Origin of the sequence: Candidatus Clostridium eludens (assembly GCF_045310515.1) — a bacterium.
GTDB lineage: Bacteria > Bacillota > Clostridia > Clostridiales > Clostridiaceae > Clostridium_B > Clostridium_B eludens.
In genome coordinates this window covers 31,411-48,928 of sequence record NZ_JBJHZX010000008.1, presented here as the reverse complement: position 1 = coordinate 48,928, position 17,518 = coordinate 31,411, and the positions used below count along the sequence as shown (strand labels likewise).

The window sequence follows — 17,518 nt, the reverse complement described above, 5'->3', positions numbered from 1 at the left end:
CTATACCAAATGATTTAACTTATCCCTTCATCCAGCCATTTTTATATAATAAAGTAATAGAATTTCTTAAAAAAGTATAGTTATAAGTTAATTCGCACTTTTCATATTTTGTTGATTAATTGAGATTCTACGGTATTTAAACAATAGTAAAATATTATGAAGAAAATTCATATTGAGTGAAAGGAATTTGTACGATGAAAATTGAATTTACAAAAGCAACAATTGATGATGTTGATAAATTAATTGATGTACAAAATCAGAGTTTCTATGCTGATTTTGTTAAATACGGAGAATGTCCTGGATATAACCATTCTAAAGAAAGTATGACTAATATTGTCCTAAACAAAATAACATATAAAATAATTTGTAATAATCAGATAGTGGGTGACATTATTATTAGAGATAATAATGATAGCACGTATTTTCTTGGAGGTATTTTTGTTATACCAGATTATGAGAATAAAGGGATTGGACAAGAAGCTATTAAATTTATAGAAAGTCAATTTCCCAATGCAACTGCTTGGATTTTAGAAACACCTGGGGATAAGAAGAGAAATCATTATTTTTATAAGAAAATGAGCTATACTATCGTAAAAGAATATATGGATGGTTCTGTCAAAATAGTATTATTTAAAAAAGAGATGAACTCAACAAAATAAGTATAATTTTAGTACATGTATAACTCAAATTTTTCTTGATGTGTGACAAAAAAGTAATTTTTTGCGTAATAAATTATATTTCATAGTAGTTGATAAAATTTGATGTAGAGGTGTCATATGGAAATAACAATAGTAAAGGGAAGCCTGGATTATATAAATGATTGTGAAGTTGCATTAGCAAATTCTGAACTGGGGATAAGATATTTTTCTAAAAAAGGAAGTGCTCGAAATGCATTAGAAGAAGGATTTGCTAAAGAAGAAATATACATTGCTATGGATATTAATCAGAATTATAAAGGATTCATATGGTTCATTTTAGATGGAATATTTCATTCATTCCCCTATCTACATATTATTGCAGTAAAGCAAGAAAGCCGTAATCAAGGAATAGGTAAAAAACTATTAAAGTTCTTTGAGGATAATTGTTTCAAAGAGTATAGTAAACTATTTTTAGTAGTTGCAGATTTTAATCCAGAAGCAAAAATGCTGTATGAAAAAATTGGGTACATTCAAGTAGGTGCTATACCTAGTTTATATAGGGAAGGAATAACTGAACATTTAATGATGAAATCAAGAGAAGTGAACCGATAACAATATTTTTCTGCTTGAAATAAAAAGCAATATAATATTTTCAATAGTACACATTCTTCTTATTAAATGGTGCGGCAAGAAGTCGCTAATTAGTAGCGGTTTATAGGAAACTGCGTCAGTTATTAGGCGTATCCCCGCTTGAGACTGCATACGGAGCAATCTGTTTGTAGGTTGCATGAGAGTTAAGTACCTAATGTTACTGCTTTACGCAGGAGCAGTACAGGGTTAGGAGAAAAGTGGAAAGTATAAACGAAAAGTTGAACCTTAACGGATTTTTCGTGCCGGGCATACTAACTTGTTTGAGGTAAAAAGGCGGCTTGAGCCGGATGTGTGGAAACATACAAGTCCGGTTCTTTCTGTATATAATCACCATCTGTGCATTTATAATATCTCCATATTCCACAGATGGCTCCTGTAATTCTTCATCATTCATAAAATAGTTTGAATTAAAACTTATTTATTTTAAAAACTCCTTATATAATAAACTGGGTTGAATACCTTTATTGTTTTGATATTTTTCACTTTTATATCTAGTATATTCTCCTTCTATTGCATGATAGTAAGTTTGGCATATTTCAACGTTTGGATATATTTTTATTGGTTGTATGCAAAACATTTCTAAAGTTCAATACCCTTTAAAACCAACATCTCCAAATCCAGCGGTAACATGGATAAATAAACCGAGTCTCCCTACAGAGCTTCTACCCTCAACCATAGGAACATATTTATCAGTTTCTGTGTACTCTACTGTTCTACCTAAATAAAGTTTATTAGGTTCTAGCAAGAATCCTTCATTGGGTATTATAATCTCTCTTGTAGAGTTAACTTTCTTCATATCAAGAATATTTTCTTCATAAACAAGTAATTTATTATGAAGCCTTAAATTATAGCTATTAGGGTTGAGTTGTTTTTCATTAAAAGGTTTTATTATAATTTCTTTGCCCAATTTATTCTGTATTTCTTTTCCGCTTAATATCATTTAAACTCTCCTTTTGCTTCGTATAATTTTCATTTTGCCTATTAATTATTTTGCCATAACTTATTTAGTATATAATATATCAAAATTTATGATAAAGTATTTAATGCATTGGTAGAAGAAGATTATAAATTCTTAACTAATACATCTTATCTTTATGTTAAAAATTGGGATGGAAATTGAGAAAAATATTTAGCTTGAATAAGAACTAATTGCCAAGTAGAAGCCAATCAAGAGAAACATTAAGTGCCTTAGCAATTGCAATTACCTCATAATCAGCTACGAATCTATCACCAGATTCAATTCTTGATATAGATATTCTATCAAGTTTTACATTCATAAGTTCTAATTTTGCAGATAAGTTTTCTTGAGTTAAAGCAGGGCTAAACATATGACGAGCTTTTTTAACCCTAGAGCCTATAACATTTTTACTTCCTTCATGCCAGTATATTTTCAAAATACTCCACCGCCTAATGTGCTAAAGATTAACTTTCAAATTGATTTTACATTTCTATACTGATAGGATGTTGCTAAAGATGAACATATACTAAAAAATTAACATAATTGTATTGGAATTAACAGCAATTTATTATAATAATACTAATTAACTTAAAATAGTTATTATGAGGAGAGTTCTATGGGAAAGCAATTGTGTTCACACATGGCTGAATCGCTTCAGAAAATTACTTATTAGATTTGAGAAATTAGATTCCTCATATATTAAGTAAAAGTTTATATTGACAAAACATTTCAAAAGTTATATCATTTATATATAATTTTGGAATAAGTCAATTAAATATAGAATTTCTTATCAAGAGAGGCAGAGGGACTGGCCCTATGATGCCCGGCAACCTGAATATGTACATTTACGAATATATTCAATGGTGCTAATTCCAGCAGGTTAAACCTGAAAGATGAGAGAAACAAAGAATATAACTTCCTATAGTTTCTCTGTAGGAAGTTTTTTGATTAACTAGACAAACTAGAGGTCAAGTTTTGTTTATTATAGAGTTTTAGTCAATAATCTCTATAATATTTAACTTTGACCTCTTTATTTATTAATGATTTTAATGTTATTAATTTAAAATTATATAAATTTTACATGAATGGAGGATTTAATTATGAAAAAGCCAAAAATATTTATGTTATTTTTAGCCAGTCTGCTAACTATATTCGCATTAGCAGGCTGCGGTGCAAAGGCAACTAGTACATCAAGCTCTTCTGCACCTAAAACAATTGTTATAGGAACAGGAAATGCATTTAAACCATACTGCTATTTGGATGATAAGGGTAACCTTGCCGGTTATGAATATGAAGTCTTGAAGGAGGTTGATAGACGTCTTCCACAGTATAAATTTGAATATCAAACAATGGACTTTAAAAATGTTCTACTTAGTTTAGCTTCTAAGAAAGTAGATATAGCTGCACATCAATTTGAGAAAAACCCAGAACGTATACAAAAATATCTTTTTTCTGATGAAAGCTACACTACTTTTATTCTAAGAATAACTGTTTTGAAGAATAGAACTGATATAAATTCTATTAAAGATTTAGAGGGTAAAACTGTAAATGTATCTCCAGGTAGTAATGACGCATATGTTTTAGAGAAATATAACAAACAACATAATAATGCCATCAAACTAGTTTATTCAACACCAGATAATGCTACTCTAGTTAAGAATCTTGAAGATGGAAGAATAGATGCATTTATTTCCATTAAGAGAATAGTAGCTGATTTAAATAAAACTTATGGAGATAAACTTAAAACAGTAGGAGATCCTATAGCTACTTCAAATACTTATTATATTTTTCGCAAAGACGATACTCAGTTAAAGGCTGATATAGATAAGACAATAAAAGCCATGAAAGCAGATGGTACATTGTCAAAGATATCAAAAGATGTCTTAGGTGGAGATTATACAACAAATGATTAATAGATATGAAATACACTATGGTGATATCATACGTTCTGATAATGTCTGTAAAACAATCCAAAATAATGTTAAAGGTAGGAGATAAATATGGGAAAGTTATTTGACATTAGATTAGTATTTGAGTATTTGCCACAATTGTTATCTCGCCTTCATATCACCCTATTGATTGTATTGCTGGCAACTGTAATAGGTATATTTTTAGGAATGATTTTAGCTTTATTTCGTATCTATAAGATACCTATACTAAATCAAATATCAATTGTTTATATATCCTTTATGCGAGGTACGCCTATAATTGTGCAAATGTTTATAGTGTATTATGGTCTACCAGTGCTTTTTATGCTTATAGGCATTGATATTAATAAATGGGATAAATTATTTTTTGTAATAATTACCTATGGCTTAAATGCTGCAGCTTTTATGGCTGAAGTAATAAGATCAGCTATAATAAGTGTATCAATAGGCCAGACAGAGGCTGCTTATTCAGTAGGAATGACAAGGATACAGACTTTCCATCGAGTAGTAGCACCTCAGGCACTATTGATTGCTTTACCAAGTCTTTCAACTAATATGGTAGGTCTTCTTCAAGACTCCTCTATAGCTTTTTCACTTGGAATAATTGATGTAATGGGAAAAGCACAAACCATAGGAGCTAGAACCTATCATACACTTGAGGGCTATATAGGTTCAGCATTAATTTTCCTTGTGCTAAGTATTCTTGTAGAAAAAGGTTGTACTGTTATTGAAAAAAAGGTTACATATAAAAAAATAATAGGTGATGGTAGGTGAAAATATGGGATTTGATATTGGTTTCATGTTTGTAGCACTTAAAGCAGCAATTAAATATACTCCTATAACGCTAATAATGTCATTTGCATCACTAGTACTAGGTTGTATTATAGGAACTTTCATTGCATTAACAAGAGTATTTCAGGTTAAGATACTTAATAGATTGTCACAAGTTTTTGTTGTAATTATAAAAGGTATACCAATTGTACTACTGATTTTAATTTTGTATTTTGCAGTAGTTCAAAGTTTTGATGGGCTTGCAGAAAAATTTCACTGGTCATTACGAGCTAAGGATATACCTCTTATTTATATAGCAATTATAGCATTATCATTATTTGCTTCAGCAAATATATCTGAAGCAATAAGAGGGGCTCTTCTAGCTGTAGATGAAGGACAGTATGAAGCTGCTTATTCTGCAGGGCTTACAACGGGCCAGACTTTAAGACGAATTGTATTGCCACAAGCACTGCCTGTAGCTGTACCTATGTTGTGCAGCAGCTTAATAGGTCTTATTAAAGGTTCATCACTTGTATTTATGATTTCGGTAACTGATCTTATGAATGCAGCATTAATAACAGCAACTTCAAATTATAAATTTCTTGAAGCTTATGTAGCAGCAGCAATAGTTTATTGGGTTATTTGTATAGTAATTGAAAAATTATCGTTTATATTGGAGAAACGTCTTAGAATCTACAGTAAGGGGGAAGTTCTTTGATTGAGATAAAAGGAGTACACAAGTCTTTTGGAAAAAATGAAGTTTTAAAAGGTGTTGATTTAAAAGTTAACAAAGGAGAGGTTGTAGTAATATTAGGACCTAGTGGTTCAGGAAAAACTACACTATTAAGATGTATCAATTTTTTGGAAAAGGCAGATGCAGGTGAAATATCTATAGGGGATATTCATGTAAAATTTAACCATGAAACTAAAAAAGATGTACTTAGAATAAGAAGACAGACAGCTATGGTTTTCCAGTCATATAACCTTTTTAATAATAAAACAGCGCTTGAGAATGTAATGGAGGGTTTAGTTGTCGCAAGAAAAGTACCAAAGAATGAAGCACAAGAGATAAGTAAAAAAGTGCTTAATAAGGTTGGTTTGTCAGAAAAATACAATTTTTATCCATCTCAACTTTCAGGTGGCCAGCAGCAGCGTGTTGGTATAGCTCGAGCACTTGCCCTTAATCCCGAAGTAATTCTTTTTGATGAGCCCACATCAGCATTAGATCCTGAACTTGTAGGTGAAGTACTTTCAGTAATGAAAAAAGTGGCAAAGGAAGGCATAACAATGATTGTAGTTACTCATGAGATGTCATTTGCTTATGATATAGCAAGCAGAGTTATATTTATGGAGAATGGCGTAATAGTTGAAGAAGGAACACCTCAGGCAGTTTTTACAAATCCTAAGGAAGAGAGAACAAAGCAATTTTTGAAGAGAATAGTTTCTGAATGGAGCTATACAATTTAGTATGGTTGCCATGGTTTTCTATTGATAGATTCACGTTTATAATTTTGTCTAAACTTTTTTAACATAATGCTCTTGGCAGATCTAACATTCTTTGAGAGTAATAAGACCAATTCTAAATGAAAAATTATATGGAAAAAATGAATTAATAGACGTTTATTAATATAAATAAATTGCGGAGGATACAAAAATATGAGTAAAATTTATTCAGGAATAAGAGAGGACAGACCAAATACCCACAATGATTGTGGTGGTAATAGCAAACAGATTTCCGAAGATTTTAAAAAAGGTTGTCTAAAGAAAGCTGACAGAAGCTTTAGTCAAGGTTTGCAGTGTCAGCAGATTAACAGTATGGCTGCATTAATGTCCTTAGATGATGCTGTATTTATAGCACATTCTCCTCAAGGATGTGTTGGGTGTACAACATTAGCAACGGATGTATACCGCGTAGGTCAAGCTCACAGGGGAGTAAAATTAATTCGTAATCCAAGAATCATTGTAACAAATATTGATAAAGATGATGTTATTTTTGGTGGAGAGAAAAAATTAATAGAGGCAATACAATATGCGAAGGAAAGATATAATCCAAAATTAATTTTCATTTTTACGTCCTGTGCTTCTGGTATTATTGGAGATGACATTGATGCTGTGGCAAGAAATTTACAAAGAGATAATGAGGCTCTGCTAATTCCTATTCACTGTGAAGGCTTTAAGTCAAAAATCTGTGCTTCTGGTTTTGATGCGGCATTTATATCTATATCAAAATACATTTTAAAGGAAGAAAAACTAATAAAGAAAGAGAACTTTATTAATCTTTTTGCACCGGTAACAGTTAGTTACAAGGATCAGTTAGAAATAGAAAGAATGCTTGGATTGTTAGGCTTGACGGCAAATTATATCCCATTTTATAGTTCTCTTGAAAAGATAAGGGAAATTCCATCTGCACAGGCATCTACTTCTATATGTAAGGTATTTGCAGATGAATTTATGAAGGAATTAGATAGAACCTATGATATTCCGTATTCTCATACCGTGATGCCCATTGGTATTCGTAATACAGATAAATGGTTTAGGGGAATTGCTGCTTTAGTAGGAAAAGAGAAAGAAGCAGAAGGGTATATTGAAAAAGAGCACGAAAGAATTTTACCACAAATTGATAAGATCAAAAAGCGTTTACAAGGAAAACGTGTATTTATCTGTGGTGGAACAGGACGTTCTTTTGCAGCAGCAGCTTTAATTGATGATTTTGGAATGAAGCTAGTAGGATTGGAAACACCTACCTATGATGTGGATGCACAAATTGATATTGAATATTTAAATGAAATACATCAGGATTACATTGTGGATGTAGCAAATATGCAGCCATTTGAGCAAATTAATCTAGTGAGACGTTTGAAACCGGATGTATTTATTGGTGTTCCTACCTGGGCTGCTAAACTTGGAATACCAACTACGCATGTCCTGGATATGAAGCGCCCAACAATGGGGTATGATGGAATTTTATATTTGGGAAGTAAAATTGCAGATCAGATTGAAAATCCAGGATTCAACAAAAAATTAGCGAGACATGCCCGTTTGCCATATCGGGAAAGCTGGTATGAAGAAAATCCATTTAAGTACATACAAAGTTGGGGGGAGAAAGAATGTCTAAAGTAACAGAAAGTCCACGTGGCAATTGTGTCCTTGGGGGAATTAATGCAGTCCTTGGAGTAGTCGACAGAGTATGCCCAATCTTTCATTCAGGTCCTGGCTGTTGTATGCAAACAACGGCCGGAGAAGCAGGACAAGCAGGAGGAAAAACACCATATTTTTTATCAGGTGTTTCTTTGCCATGTTCGAATATGTTAGAAAGAGAAGTTGTTTTTGGCGGCGTAGATAAGTTGCGAAATGCAATAAAAGGATCCATTGAAGTGATAGATGCAAACGCTTATTTTGTATTGACAGGATGTACTGCCGGAATTATCGGGGATGATATTGTAAGTGTTATTAATGAATTTGTAAATCAAGGTATTGATATTTACCCCATTGAAACGCCAGGGTTCGCAGGGGATAGCAACTTGGGATATGAAGTGGTGTTTGAAACTTTTTTAGATTACGTGGTACAAGAAAGTCGTCCAAAGCAGAAGAATCTTGTAAACTTACTTGGAATTATTCCAAATCATGATCCGTTCTGGAGTGGTAACTTCGAAGAATTGACTAGAATTCTTAGAAAACTTGGGTTAGAGGTGAATACCTTTTTTACAGAGCATCAAGGAATTGAAAATATTAAAAATTCTTCAGCAGCTGTACTTAATATTATTGTAAATCCATGGTTGTTGAAAAATGCGGCAAAAGAGTATGAGAGTCGATTTGGAGTTCCATATCTTCGCTTTGCTGGGCTTCCAATTGGAGTTACAGATACTACCGATTTTATCCGTCAGGTTGCAAAAGCCTTGGATTTGGATAAAGAACTAGTGGAGAAAGTAATTGAAGAAGAAGAAGACTATGTATACAGTTATTTAGAAACGGCAATTGGAGGACTTAGCTGGAAAAAATTCGCAGTGGTGGGTGATGCCAATACCTCCATAGGTATTACTAGATATTTGGCCAATGATTACAGTTTCACGCCTGTTATAACTATTGTAACAGATCCTATGTTTCGAGAAACGGATAAAGAATGTATTACAAAGCGTATTACAAAATTAGAGTATGCTAGACCACCGAAGGTTTTATTTGAAACAGACCAGTACAATATTACAAAGGCATTAGAGGAAAATGATGAAATAACATTGTTAATTGGAAGTACTAATGAGAGAGAAATTGCTTTAAGAAAAGATATTCAATGTAGTGTAATATCTTTCCCAATTACAGACAGATTAATTTTTAACCGTACATATGCAGGCTATCGAGGAAGTTTGACACTAATAGAAGATTTGTATGATAATCTGTAAGATTTTTGTATAAATCTCAGGCTGTTGATAAACATGTTTTGTCAGCAGCTTTATATAAGTAATCCATACTTTCATTTAATCCTTTACCAGTTTCTTATTCTTATTATATAAGGATTCTTAGTGTCCATCAAATTGGAGTAGGATCATGGATTTAGGGTAATGAAGAAAATAGTGTTATTGAATCATCGTAATTTATAGGGTTCCCACTTTAATTAACTATATTTTAAGGTATGCATTAGCTAAGTTTTTGTATAGGAGCCCTATATAATATATTACTTTATTAAACTAGCACTTAACTCAAATGCTTTTTGATAATCCAAAGGAAATTGAATTTTTCTAAAACTTAAAGCTCTTTATTCATCCAACACTTGTTTCTAGGGTAATTCTCCCATTTGGCTAATGACCATTTTATAGTATTGTCCACCGTTATCCATAAGACTTTTATGATTTCCACTTTCTAGTATTTTTCCATCACCAATGACCATAATGTGATCTGCATCTCTAATAGTAGACAAACGATGTGCAATCAAAAAGCTTGTACGATTCTTCATTAAACTTAGTAATGCATTCTGAATATCTTTTTCAGTTTTTGTATCAACACTACTGGTTGCTTCATCTAAAATTAAAATAGGACTGTCACAAAGCACTGCTCGAGCAATAGCTACAAGCTGACGTTGTCCCTGACTTAAATTATCTGTGGCTCCAGATACCATTGTATAGTACCCTTTTGATAATTTGTCAATAAAATCGTGAGCATGAGCTATTTTCGCAGCTTTTATCACCTGTTCGTCTGTTGCATCCTTTTGTGAATAGCGAATATTATCCATAATTGTACCAGTAAAGAGACAAGTATCTTGCAGCACTACTGAAAAACATTTTCTAAGACTGGCTCGTTTCAAATTTGTAATTGGTTCATTATCAATTAAAATTCTGCCGCTGTCTGCATCATAAAAACGAGTGAGGAGATTAACAATAGTAGTTTTCCCTGCACCAGTTTCACCTACTAAAGCAACTATTTTGCCTGCCTTGACATTAAAGCTCACATTCTTTAGTATAGGAGCAGATTTGTCATATGAAAAATACACATTTTCAAAAGTAACATCACCATTTGGATGCTCCATATCAATGGCATTTACCATATCAGCTGGCTCCTCTTCACTATCCAAAATTTCAAAAACACGTTCTGCTCCAGCAAGTGCTGATTGAATGGTATTAAACATACCTGCCACAGAGTTAAGTGGCTGTGCAAATTGTTTTGAATAACTCATAAAACTAACTACAGTACCAACTGCAAGGCCGTATCCTACTGACAATATACCACCCACAATAGCAACAATTGTAAAGATAAAATTGTTAATAACATTCATAAGTGGCATCATATATCCAGACCATACCTGTGCTTTATTACTACTTTCATAAAGTCTTTCATTAATTTCTTCAAACTGCCTTAAAACATCTTGTTGTTTACCAAAGGCTTTTACCATTTTTAGCCCTAATACATTTTCTTCAATTACTCCATTGAGTAATCCAAGACTTCGCTGTTGCGTCAAAAAATAAGCACGGCTTCGTGAGGCAATTACTCGAGTTAAAAGCATCACAAGGGGAATACATAATAAAACAACTAGGGTAAGAGGTACATTTAGTATTATCATCACTATAAAAGAGCCCACTAGCGTTAACGCACTTGATATTAATTGTGTGGTTGTCTGTGCAATAGTAGAGCTAATATTATCTACATCATTTGTAATTCTGCTCATTGTGTCACCATGAGAACGTGTATCATAAAATCCAAGGGGAAGTTTTTGCATTTTTTCAAAAAATTCTGTGCGTAACACAAACACAAGCTTCTGTGAAACCTTAAGCATTATAACTCCGCTGATACATGAAACAAGCCAATTAGCTGCATACAGAATCACAATTATTAATAATATCCAAACAAGCATCTTTGTATCCACTGTTCTAGTTGGAATTTTAAATGTATTAAAGGTTTTCCCTATAAAATAAGGAATTGCAACAGAAACTGCTGACGAAAATGCTGTAAGTATCATAACTATAAAAATAGTTTTAGCCCAACGCATATATATTTTTATAATACGCATTAGTGTACCCTTTGCATTTTTAGGCCTTTCAGTGGGTGCAAAACGTTTGCCGCCACCGCCTACCGGTCTCCCACTAATAGAGGGTATTTTTACTTCCTGTTTAAAAAATTGTTGTGCCATCGATTACACATCCTTACTGCCTTCTATTTGTGTTTTGTATATATCTCTATATATTTCACAACTTTCCATGAGCTGATTATGTGTGCCATATCCAACTTTTATTCCATTATCCATAACTAAAATTTCATCTGCAAACATAGCTGTTCCACAGCGTTGAGTAATGATAATTATGGTTTGATTTCTTGTTTTAGAGTTTAGATTTTGCCGCACTTTAGATTCAGTCACTGCATCTAGTGCACTGGTTGCATCATCTAGTATAAGTACAGAAGAATTTTTGAGTATTCCACGAGCTATTGAAATACGCTGCTTTTGTCCACCAGAGACATTAACTCCGGCACTTCCCAAAAAGCTTTCATAGCCATCTTTCATATTTTCAGCAAAATTTGCTTGCGCCTTACTTGCAGCTTGATATATCATTTCATCGGTAGCCTCCTTATTTCCCCATCTAATATTTTCAGCAATGGATCCTGAAAAAAGCATTGGCTTTTGTGGTACAATAGCAATATTATTGCGAACTGAATCAATATTTAGTGATTTAATATCACAGTCGTTAATCAAAATTTTCCCGCTGTTTACATCATAAAATCGCAAAAGTAGCCAAGCGATTGTGGATTTACCACTGCCGGTTGGTCCAATTATTGCCAAGCTTTGTCCATTCTTAATAGAAAATGACAGATTTTTTAGGGCAGGTACACCGCTGCCATTAGGGTATGCAAATGTTACATTTTTAAAATCGATATCACCATTTAATTCTTTTATTTCACCACTGTGAGTAAAATCCTCATCACAATCAAATACTTCTTTAATACGGGCAGTGGAAGCCTTCGTTCTTACAAAGGTATTAAATATATTGGTTATCATAACTAAAGATGTAAGAATTTGTGCCATATAAATTGTGAATGCCGTAATATCACCTGGCTTTGCAAGATTCAAAAGAAACATCTTACTTCCAATAAAAATTACAATTACTGTACCAACCCCAACAGTAAGTGTTATTAATGGCGACACTAATGTAATGACCATTTGAGAGGATACACCTTTTTGCATCAAATTCATATTTGCATTTTCAAACTTATCAATTTCCTTGTCATAAGTTCCGAAGGCCTTAACCAAGCGAACTCCTATGAGATACTCCTGCACAATCAAGTTTACCTTATCCATTGCTTTTTGCAATTTATAAAAACGAGGATAGCTAAGCTTCATACTAATTATAATAAGAATGGCAACTACTGCAACAACACTATAAATAATAATACTTAACTTAAAATTAAGCAGACTTGCAAATACGATACTGCCAATACACGTAATAGGTGCTTTTAAAAAAATTCTCATGATTCCGTTTACAAACTGTATAATTTGTGATGTATCATTAGTCATACGCGTAATGAGGGAGCCGCTTTCAATTTTATCGATACTTAGTTCGGAAAAATACACAATCTTTTTGAACAAATCATATCTCAAATCTGCTCCCATACGCTGTGATACTTTACTGGCCAAAATATTTCGTGTAACAGCAAAACATGCACCAACAGCAGTTACTATAAGCATTAGCGTTCCCCAATAATAAACTTTGGAAAGTAATTCCTGATCAATTCCTGTATTAATAATATTTGACATAAGCGTAGGACCAAGCAAATCACAGATTGCTTCAAGAGCAACGCAAAAAACAGCCACTAAAAAGGGGAATTTATATTTTTTAAAGTATTTACGGTATAGATTCATTTTTGTATCCTCTTCTTTCGGTTAAAGTCTGATTCCAATATTTCGTATTTGGATATCTTCTCAAAGGCTGAGGCCAAACTTTCAGGGTACCGGTAATTTGGGAAGCTGTGGCATCAGCTTGAAACTCCCTCTATCTTGATATTGTAGACTGAATAGAAACCCATCCTTAAAATATCCTGCTCAGAATTGTTAATGCTCCTCCAAGAGGAACAACTATGGTATTAGATTGCTTGTATCCTGTTGCAAATGGCATTTGGTACATCAGTGTAACTATATATACTTCCGTACTCCTGCTGAAATAATGATTATTGCAATTTCCATGCTAATACCTCCATTTACATAATTGATCAAATTACACAATTAATATTTTTTTATGATTAAAATTAGGTAGCAACAAAGAATTATATAGATATTATACAAAAGGCAATAACCATATTCAACGAAAATAGACTGAATTTTAAATTTGTTAATAAGTTGTCTGCATTTCAAAACTACCTCTTTAACCTCGCTCCCAAAGTCAATATTATGTATAAGTCGAGGCACTTTTACTAAACACATCTTTAGTGAATATTAAAAGCAAAGTATTACAAATAAAAATTGGAAACAAGTAGGTGTAGTGTAACTATGAGTAGAATAATTTTTCTTGTAGATTTGTTATATAAATTTATTTACCACAGTAACATTTATTTACCACAGTAATATTATAAATATATATAACAAAAGATAGCAAGGAGGGATCTTTATGTCATGCAGACGTAATGTCGGTTGTGGTGGATTTGGACGAGGTAAAGAAGTAGTAGTTATAATAATACTTTTATTATTATGTTGCGGATGTGGATGTAATTCAGTCTGCTAAGCAAATTATTAGAGGGAAATGAAATTTTTCATCTCCCTCTTTTTAGATACTAGTTTATTACTTCAGTTGTTCTTTCATCTGTTGCCTTTCTAATGGTGTAGAAATGTTGGTTTTATCAAATCTAGCCTCATTCTTTATGTCTTCTATAGCTGATATAGAAAAGCTACCTTTTATTGTACTGATTTATAAATTGCCCAAAAATGTTCATGAAAGGATAATTATAATATAAAAAAATCAAAATTTTTATAATGTATACTCTAAATAGCAAAGAACATAAATCAAAATGTAAATGAAAGCTTGAAACAGGTTGCTGCAGCTGTAGAAGAACTTTCTTCATCTGCTGTAAATGTATCAGAAAATCAGCAATTCTTAAATAAAGAAATACAAAATATAAAAGAACTTTCGGAAAGAATACATCAAATTATAAATTATATAAGGAGTATCGCAGATCAAACAAAGATGCTTGGACTAAATGCAGCCATTGAAGCTGCAAGAGCAGGTGAATACGGAAAAGGCTTTAGTATAGTGGCTAGTGAAAGCTGTCGTTGAGCAAATCAACGTTAGTCTACAGGAAGTATTGTCTCTGCTTTCCGATATGAATGAATTGGCCAATAATTTAAAATAATTTTTTCGCAAGTGTTAATTATCGGATGTTAGGAAATTAAAATATATAAAAAATTAAAATATTGAAATGCAGAAAATTAAATGCGTTAATGGGAAGATAGAAATTCTCACCTAACGCATTTTATCTTTATGTCAAAAATATAGGATGAGATAAGGTTTATAAATATAAAACCCCTGCTATTGAGCAAAATAGTATTAATGAAGCATGGCTTGACATGACTGGATGTGAAAGAATATTTTGAAAACCATATTAACTGTATTATTTTCAAACTCAAATGAATTCTCGCTATAAATTACAAATGAATTTGAATCTACTGTAATTCTATCAAATTCAACTTTTGTAAGTTTAGATGGTTTACGATTGTATGTGTCATAAATTAACATGACTTGAAGTAAATTTTGATTAGCTAATTTCAATGTTGATTTATTCATTTCATAATTAAAGAGGATGCTTCTTGTTTACTGGTAATACTTGCTTCGAAGGTTATCATAAATCAGTATCAAAACAATAGCCACAGAATAGGTAGTTATATACCGACAATGCCCTATACTATATTATGTGGTTTATTATATTAGAGTTACCAATTATAATATTATTTGTTATGCACTACAGCTCAAGATGTAAAATTCCATTAGGTGTATTACATGGTAATATATCGATATATTACCACTAGTGTTTCTGTTGCTAAAGAAAATTTAAAACAGGGAGAGGTTGTTTTTTTAAAAAGCAGCGTTCTCTCTTTATGTCCATGAAATATAAAAAAACAGGCTCACAGTAAATTATGGGTCTGTTTTGTTCATTCTCATTCTAAAGATATTCCTCATATATTAATATAAAAATAAAATTCCAAATTAAGCACTTTCTAAGTTGTTTGATAAATTAAGTTTGTAATAGGAAACAATAAGTTTATCTAGTTTCTGGCTTACATATAATATTTCCTCATCAGTAAATTTGCCTGAATCTAGCATAGTATTTAAGTCATCTCTTAGCTTTTCTAATACTCTTTTCATACAAATCCCCCCTTACCAATTTGACATTAATTCAACATACTTCCATATTATATTATAAAAATACCAATTATTCAAATATATTTTAATAATTTTATCATATTGGTAAATAAATACAATAAATTATCGCATTTTTTAGTATATTGTTTTGTTATAATCGGTAATAGTTGCTGAATAATATTATAACATTTAGTTGCTAATATCTTACTATTGTTTAAATATCTTGGATTTACGATTAATAAACAATACAAGAAATTTTCGTATTAAATCTATAAAGAATCATTTGTTTCCATATGATATGAGCGTACACGGTGCTTGAAGTATATAGGTACTATCCTTTTGTTTCATTACGTATTCACTAATCTTGATTTCACTATTTACATACATTTCTGCTTCCTGTTCACTTAGGCCCTTTCCTATAAGTACATTAATATAATTTACTCTATCATTCTCTGACAACTGCCTATCCCACCCCCATGCCCTAGTCATCGCATTATATTGTTTGATGTGTTCGTCTTTATCTCCACATGGATTAACAAATTTAACACAATCATTCATCCTAACTCCAACATTATATAACCCCAATTCTTGCATAAATATAGGAATCTTAATAGCAAATCTATAATCTCTTCCCCCATTTGATAATTCCTTTTTGTATATTTTCCTATGCAAATGTGGCAAATCAAGTTCCGTATAATCAAAACCAGAGAAATACCGTCCTGCCTTTTCTATTTCCACGTCACCTTCCATACAAATTATCAAGCCACCTTCTATAACAGATTGTATCATCTTTTTAATAATGTTCTTTGCGTTAGGTATATGCCTTAAAACGGCCTGTGATATAGCAATATCGTAAATTTCTTCTGGTTCATACTTATCTAAATCTACCTTAATAAATTTCGTAGAGTACCCTGAGTTTGAAAAAATATTTTCTGCTTCACCTAAAAGTGTTTCACTGATGTCAATACCTGTATATGTACTTCCTTTAGGTAATATAGGCAATAATAATAGTCCAACATATCCAAAACCACAACCAAAATCTATTATATTAACTGCCTTGTCAATTTTCCAAACCCTTCTAACTAAAAATTCAATATAATCATTATTACACCAACCTATGCGAATAGCTTTTAAAAAATCAAGTTTTTCATTCCATGAAATTTTACTCATAAACCTACACTCCAATATAAAATCATTCGTTCGATATTATTATAGCACGCACTAAAAAATAAAATTAGAGCAGTTTTCACTCTAATCTTAATATCCTGTTTTTATATTTATGTTAGTTTTATCTGTAGTTTACATTTTGTTTCATCCCATAGGGTTTCTTTTACAGTAAATCCATAACTATGATTAAGTCCTTTAATCATGCTTTCTAAGGGGTTAAGACAATAAATATCACAAGGTTTATCTGCACCATTTTTTTTGCAAAGAGAATAAAGTTTACAAACTTTATTGACAGCAATAAACCCGTCTTTTTCATTAATGATTTCCCATTTTGCACAATTAAAAATTTCGTTAAAAACTATGAAGACATCTTATGCCCTTGTTACTTCCATGCTTTGAACTAATTGCTTACCAGATTTCATTTGTTCTTTTCTCTTTTCCTCAACAATTCGTGGCAATATACCTTCTTTTGTATATCGATAAACAGAATCCGCCAATATTGCAACATAAAAATTTTCAAGGAATTTTACTTTTTCTTCAAGTTCCATACAAACTCCTCCTTAAAATGGTATGCTTAGAATT

Annotated in this window: 15 protein-coding genes, 1 pseudogene and 1 riboswitch; of the genes and pseudogenes, 9 read left to right on the top strand and 7 right to left on the bottom strand. The window is 31.9% G+C overall.

Translation table 11 applies throughout. The features are described from left to right. The first annotated feature begins 194 nt into the window (after positions 1–194). Together ACJDU8_RS07170 and ACJDU8_RS07165 are read left to right on the top strand one after the other, a co-directional pair. Positions 195–659, top strand: a complete 465-nt coding sequence (locus ACJDU8_RS07170; protein WP_406791465.1) for a GNAT family N-acetyltransferase — start codon at positions 195–197, stop codon at positions 657–659. Positions 660–776: 117 nt separating this feature from the next. Next, a complete protein-coding gene (locus ACJDU8_RS07165; RefSeq protein ID WP_406791464.1) occupies positions 777–1,250 on the top strand; it encodes a GNAT family N-acetyltransferase in 474 nt (157 codons plus the stop codon). Between the two features lie 457 nt (positions 1,251–1,707). Here the strand turns inward: ACJDU8_RS07165 and dcd are convergent. Together dcd and ACJDU8_RS07155 are read right to left on the bottom strand one after the other, a co-directional pair. Next, a pseudogene (gene dcd, locus ACJDU8_RS07160) lies at positions 1,708–2,229 on the bottom strand (dCTP deaminase). A gap of 205 nt (positions 2,230–2,434) precedes the next feature. Continuing rightward, positions 2,435–2,683: a helix-turn-helix domain-containing protein gene (locus ACJDU8_RS07155; RefSeq protein WP_406791463.1), complete on the bottom strand. Its 249-nt coding sequence runs from the start codon at positions 2,681–2,683 to the stop codon at positions 2,435–2,437. 348 nt (positions 2,684–3,031) lie between these two features. Next, positions 3,032–3,147, top strand: a riboswitch (SAM riboswitch). Positions 3,148–3,347: 200 nt separating this feature from the next. Here ACJDU8_RS07155 and ACJDU8_RS07150 point away from each other — a divergent pair. The 6 genes from ACJDU8_RS07150 (at position 3,348) to ACJDU8_RS07125 (ending at position 9,340) form a co-directional block, all read left to right on the top strand. Further along, on the top strand, positions 3,348–4,160 hold the full coding sequence (locus tag ACJDU8_RS07150) for a transporter substrate-binding domain-containing protein (RefSeq protein ID WP_406791462.1): 813 nt from the start codon (positions 3,348–3,350) through the stop codon (positions 4,158–4,160). Between the two features lie 87 nt (positions 4,161–4,247). Continuing rightward, positions 4,248–4,949 (top strand): amino acid ABC transporter permease, encoded by a 702-nt coding sequence (locus ACJDU8_RS07145; RefSeq protein WP_406791461.1) that lies wholly within the window; start codon positions 4,248–4,250, stop codon positions 4,947–4,949. A gap of 4 nt (positions 4,950–4,953) precedes the next feature. Then, positions 4,954–5,664, top strand: coding sequence for an amino acid ABC transporter permease (locus tag ACJDU8_RS07140; RefSeq protein ID WP_406791460.1), 711 nt, complete (start codon positions 4,954–4,956; stop codon positions 5,662–5,664). Beyond that, positions 5,661–6,413, top strand: a complete 753-nt coding sequence (locus tag ACJDU8_RS07135; RefSeq protein ID WP_406791459.1) for an amino acid ABC transporter ATP-binding protein — start codon at positions 5,661–5,663, stop codon at positions 6,411–6,413. Before ACJDU8_RS07140 ends, ACJDU8_RS07135 begins: the two co-directional genes overlap by 4 nt. A 189-nt stretch (positions 6,414–6,602) precedes the next feature. Then, the gene (locus ACJDU8_RS07130) at positions 6,603–8,066 is read left to right on the top strand and encodes a nitrogenase component 1 (RefSeq protein ID WP_406791458.1); all 1,464 of its coding nucleotides are present in this window, start codon (positions 6,603–6,605) and stop codon (positions 8,064–8,066) included. Beyond that, on the top strand, positions 8,054–9,340 hold the full coding sequence (locus ACJDU8_RS07125; RefSeq protein WP_406791457.1) for a nitrogenase component 1: 1,287 nt from the start codon (positions 8,054–8,056) through the stop codon (positions 9,338–9,340). Before ACJDU8_RS07130 ends, ACJDU8_RS07125 begins: the two co-directional genes overlap by 13 nt. 374 nt (positions 9,341–9,714) lie before the next feature. Here ACJDU8_RS07125 and ACJDU8_RS07120 read toward each other — a convergent pair whose 3' ends face one another. Both ACJDU8_RS07120 and ACJDU8_RS07115 read right to left on the bottom strand, forming a co-directional pair. After that, positions 9,715–11,559 carry an ABC transporter ATP-binding protein gene (locus ACJDU8_RS07120; protein WP_406791456.1) on the bottom strand — a complete coding sequence of 615 codons (1,845 nt, stop codon included), beginning with the start codon at positions 11,557–11,559 and terminating at the stop codon, positions 9,715–9,717. 3 nt (positions 11,560–11,562) lie between these two features. Continuing rightward, positions 11,563–13,281, bottom strand: a complete 1,719-nt coding sequence (locus ACJDU8_RS07115) for an ABC transporter ATP-binding protein (protein WP_406791455.1) — start codon at positions 13,279–13,281, stop codon at positions 11,563–11,565. Positions 13,282–14,434: 1,153 nt separating this feature from the next. Here ACJDU8_RS07115 and ACJDU8_RS07110 point away from each other — a divergent pair. After that, positions 14,435–14,686, top strand: a complete 252-nt coding sequence (locus tag ACJDU8_RS07110; RefSeq protein WP_406791454.1) for a methyl-accepting chemotaxis protein — start codon at positions 14,435–14,437, stop codon at positions 14,684–14,686. A gap of 927 nt (positions 14,687–15,613) precedes the next feature. Here ACJDU8_RS07110 and ACJDU8_RS07105 read toward each other — a convergent pair. The 3 genes from ACJDU8_RS07105 to ACJDU8_RS07095 form a co-directional block, all read right to left on the bottom strand. Continuing rightward, positions 15,614–15,772: a Spo0E family sporulation regulatory protein-aspartic acid phosphatase gene (locus tag ACJDU8_RS07105; RefSeq protein WP_406791453.1), complete on the bottom strand. Its 159-nt coding sequence runs from the start codon at positions 15,770–15,772 to the stop codon at positions 15,614–15,616. Between the two features lie 276 nt (positions 15,773–16,048). Next, entirely contained in the window at positions 16,049–16,939 is an 891-nt protein-coding gene (locus ACJDU8_RS07100; protein WP_406791452.1) for a methyltransferase domain-containing protein, read from the bottom strand. A gap of 368 nt (positions 16,940–17,307) precedes the next feature. Continuing rightward, positions 17,308–17,484 carry a hypothetical protein gene (locus ACJDU8_RS07095; RefSeq protein ID WP_406791451.1) on the bottom strand — a complete coding sequence of 59 codons (177 nt, stop codon included), beginning with the start codon at positions 17,482–17,484 and terminating at the stop codon, positions 17,308–17,310. Positions 17,485–17,518: the final 34 nt, after the last annotated feature.

Excerpts from the sequence above, each read along its gene's own strand:
- ACJDU8_RS07105 (WP_406791453.1), bottom strand. The coding sequence starts at position 15,772 with ATGAAAAGAGTATTAGAAAAGCTAAGAGATGACTTAAATACTATGCTA.
- ACJDU8_RS07125 (WP_406791457.1), top strand. The coding sequence starts at position 8,054 with ATGTCTAAAGTAACAGAAAGTCCACGTGGCAATTGTGTCCTTGGGGGA.
- ACJDU8_RS07120 (WP_406791456.1), bottom strand. The coding sequence starts at position 11,559 with ATGGCACAACAATTTTTTAAACAGGAAGTAAAAATACCCTCTATTAGT.
- ACJDU8_RS07165 (WP_406791464.1), top strand. The coding sequence starts at position 777 with ATGGAAATAACAATAGTAAAGGGAAGCCTGGATTATATAAATGATTGT.
- ACJDU8_RS07140 (WP_406791460.1), top strand. The coding sequence starts at position 4,954 with ATGGGATTTGATATTGGTTTCATGTTTGTAGCACTTAAAGCAGCAATT.
- ACJDU8_RS07170 (WP_406791465.1), top strand. The coding sequence starts at position 195 with ATGAAAATTGAATTTACAAAAGCAACAATTGATGATGTTGATAAATTA.
- ACJDU8_RS07095 (WP_406791451.1), bottom strand. The coding sequence starts at position 17,484 with ATGGAACTTGAAGAAAAAGTAAAATTCCTTGAAAATTTTTATGTTGCA.
- ACJDU8_RS07145 (WP_406791461.1), top strand. The coding sequence starts at position 4,248 with ATGGGAAAGTTATTTGACATTAGATTAGTATTTGAGTATTTGCCACAA.
- ACJDU8_RS07130 (WP_406791458.1), top strand. The coding sequence starts at position 6,603 with ATGAGTAAAATTTATTCAGGAATAAGAGAGGACAGACCAAATACCCAC.
- ACJDU8_RS07115 (WP_406791455.1), bottom strand. The coding sequence starts at position 13,281 with ATGAATCTATACCGTAAATACTTTAAAAAATATAAATTCCCCTTTTTA.
- ACJDU8_RS07150 (WP_406791462.1), top strand. The coding sequence starts at position 3,348 with ATGAAAAAGCCAAAAATATTTATGTTATTTTTAGCCAGTCTGCTAACT.
- ACJDU8_RS07100 (WP_406791452.1), bottom strand. The coding sequence starts at position 16,939 with ATGAGTAAAATTTCATGGAATGAAAAACTTGATTTTTTAAAAGCTATT.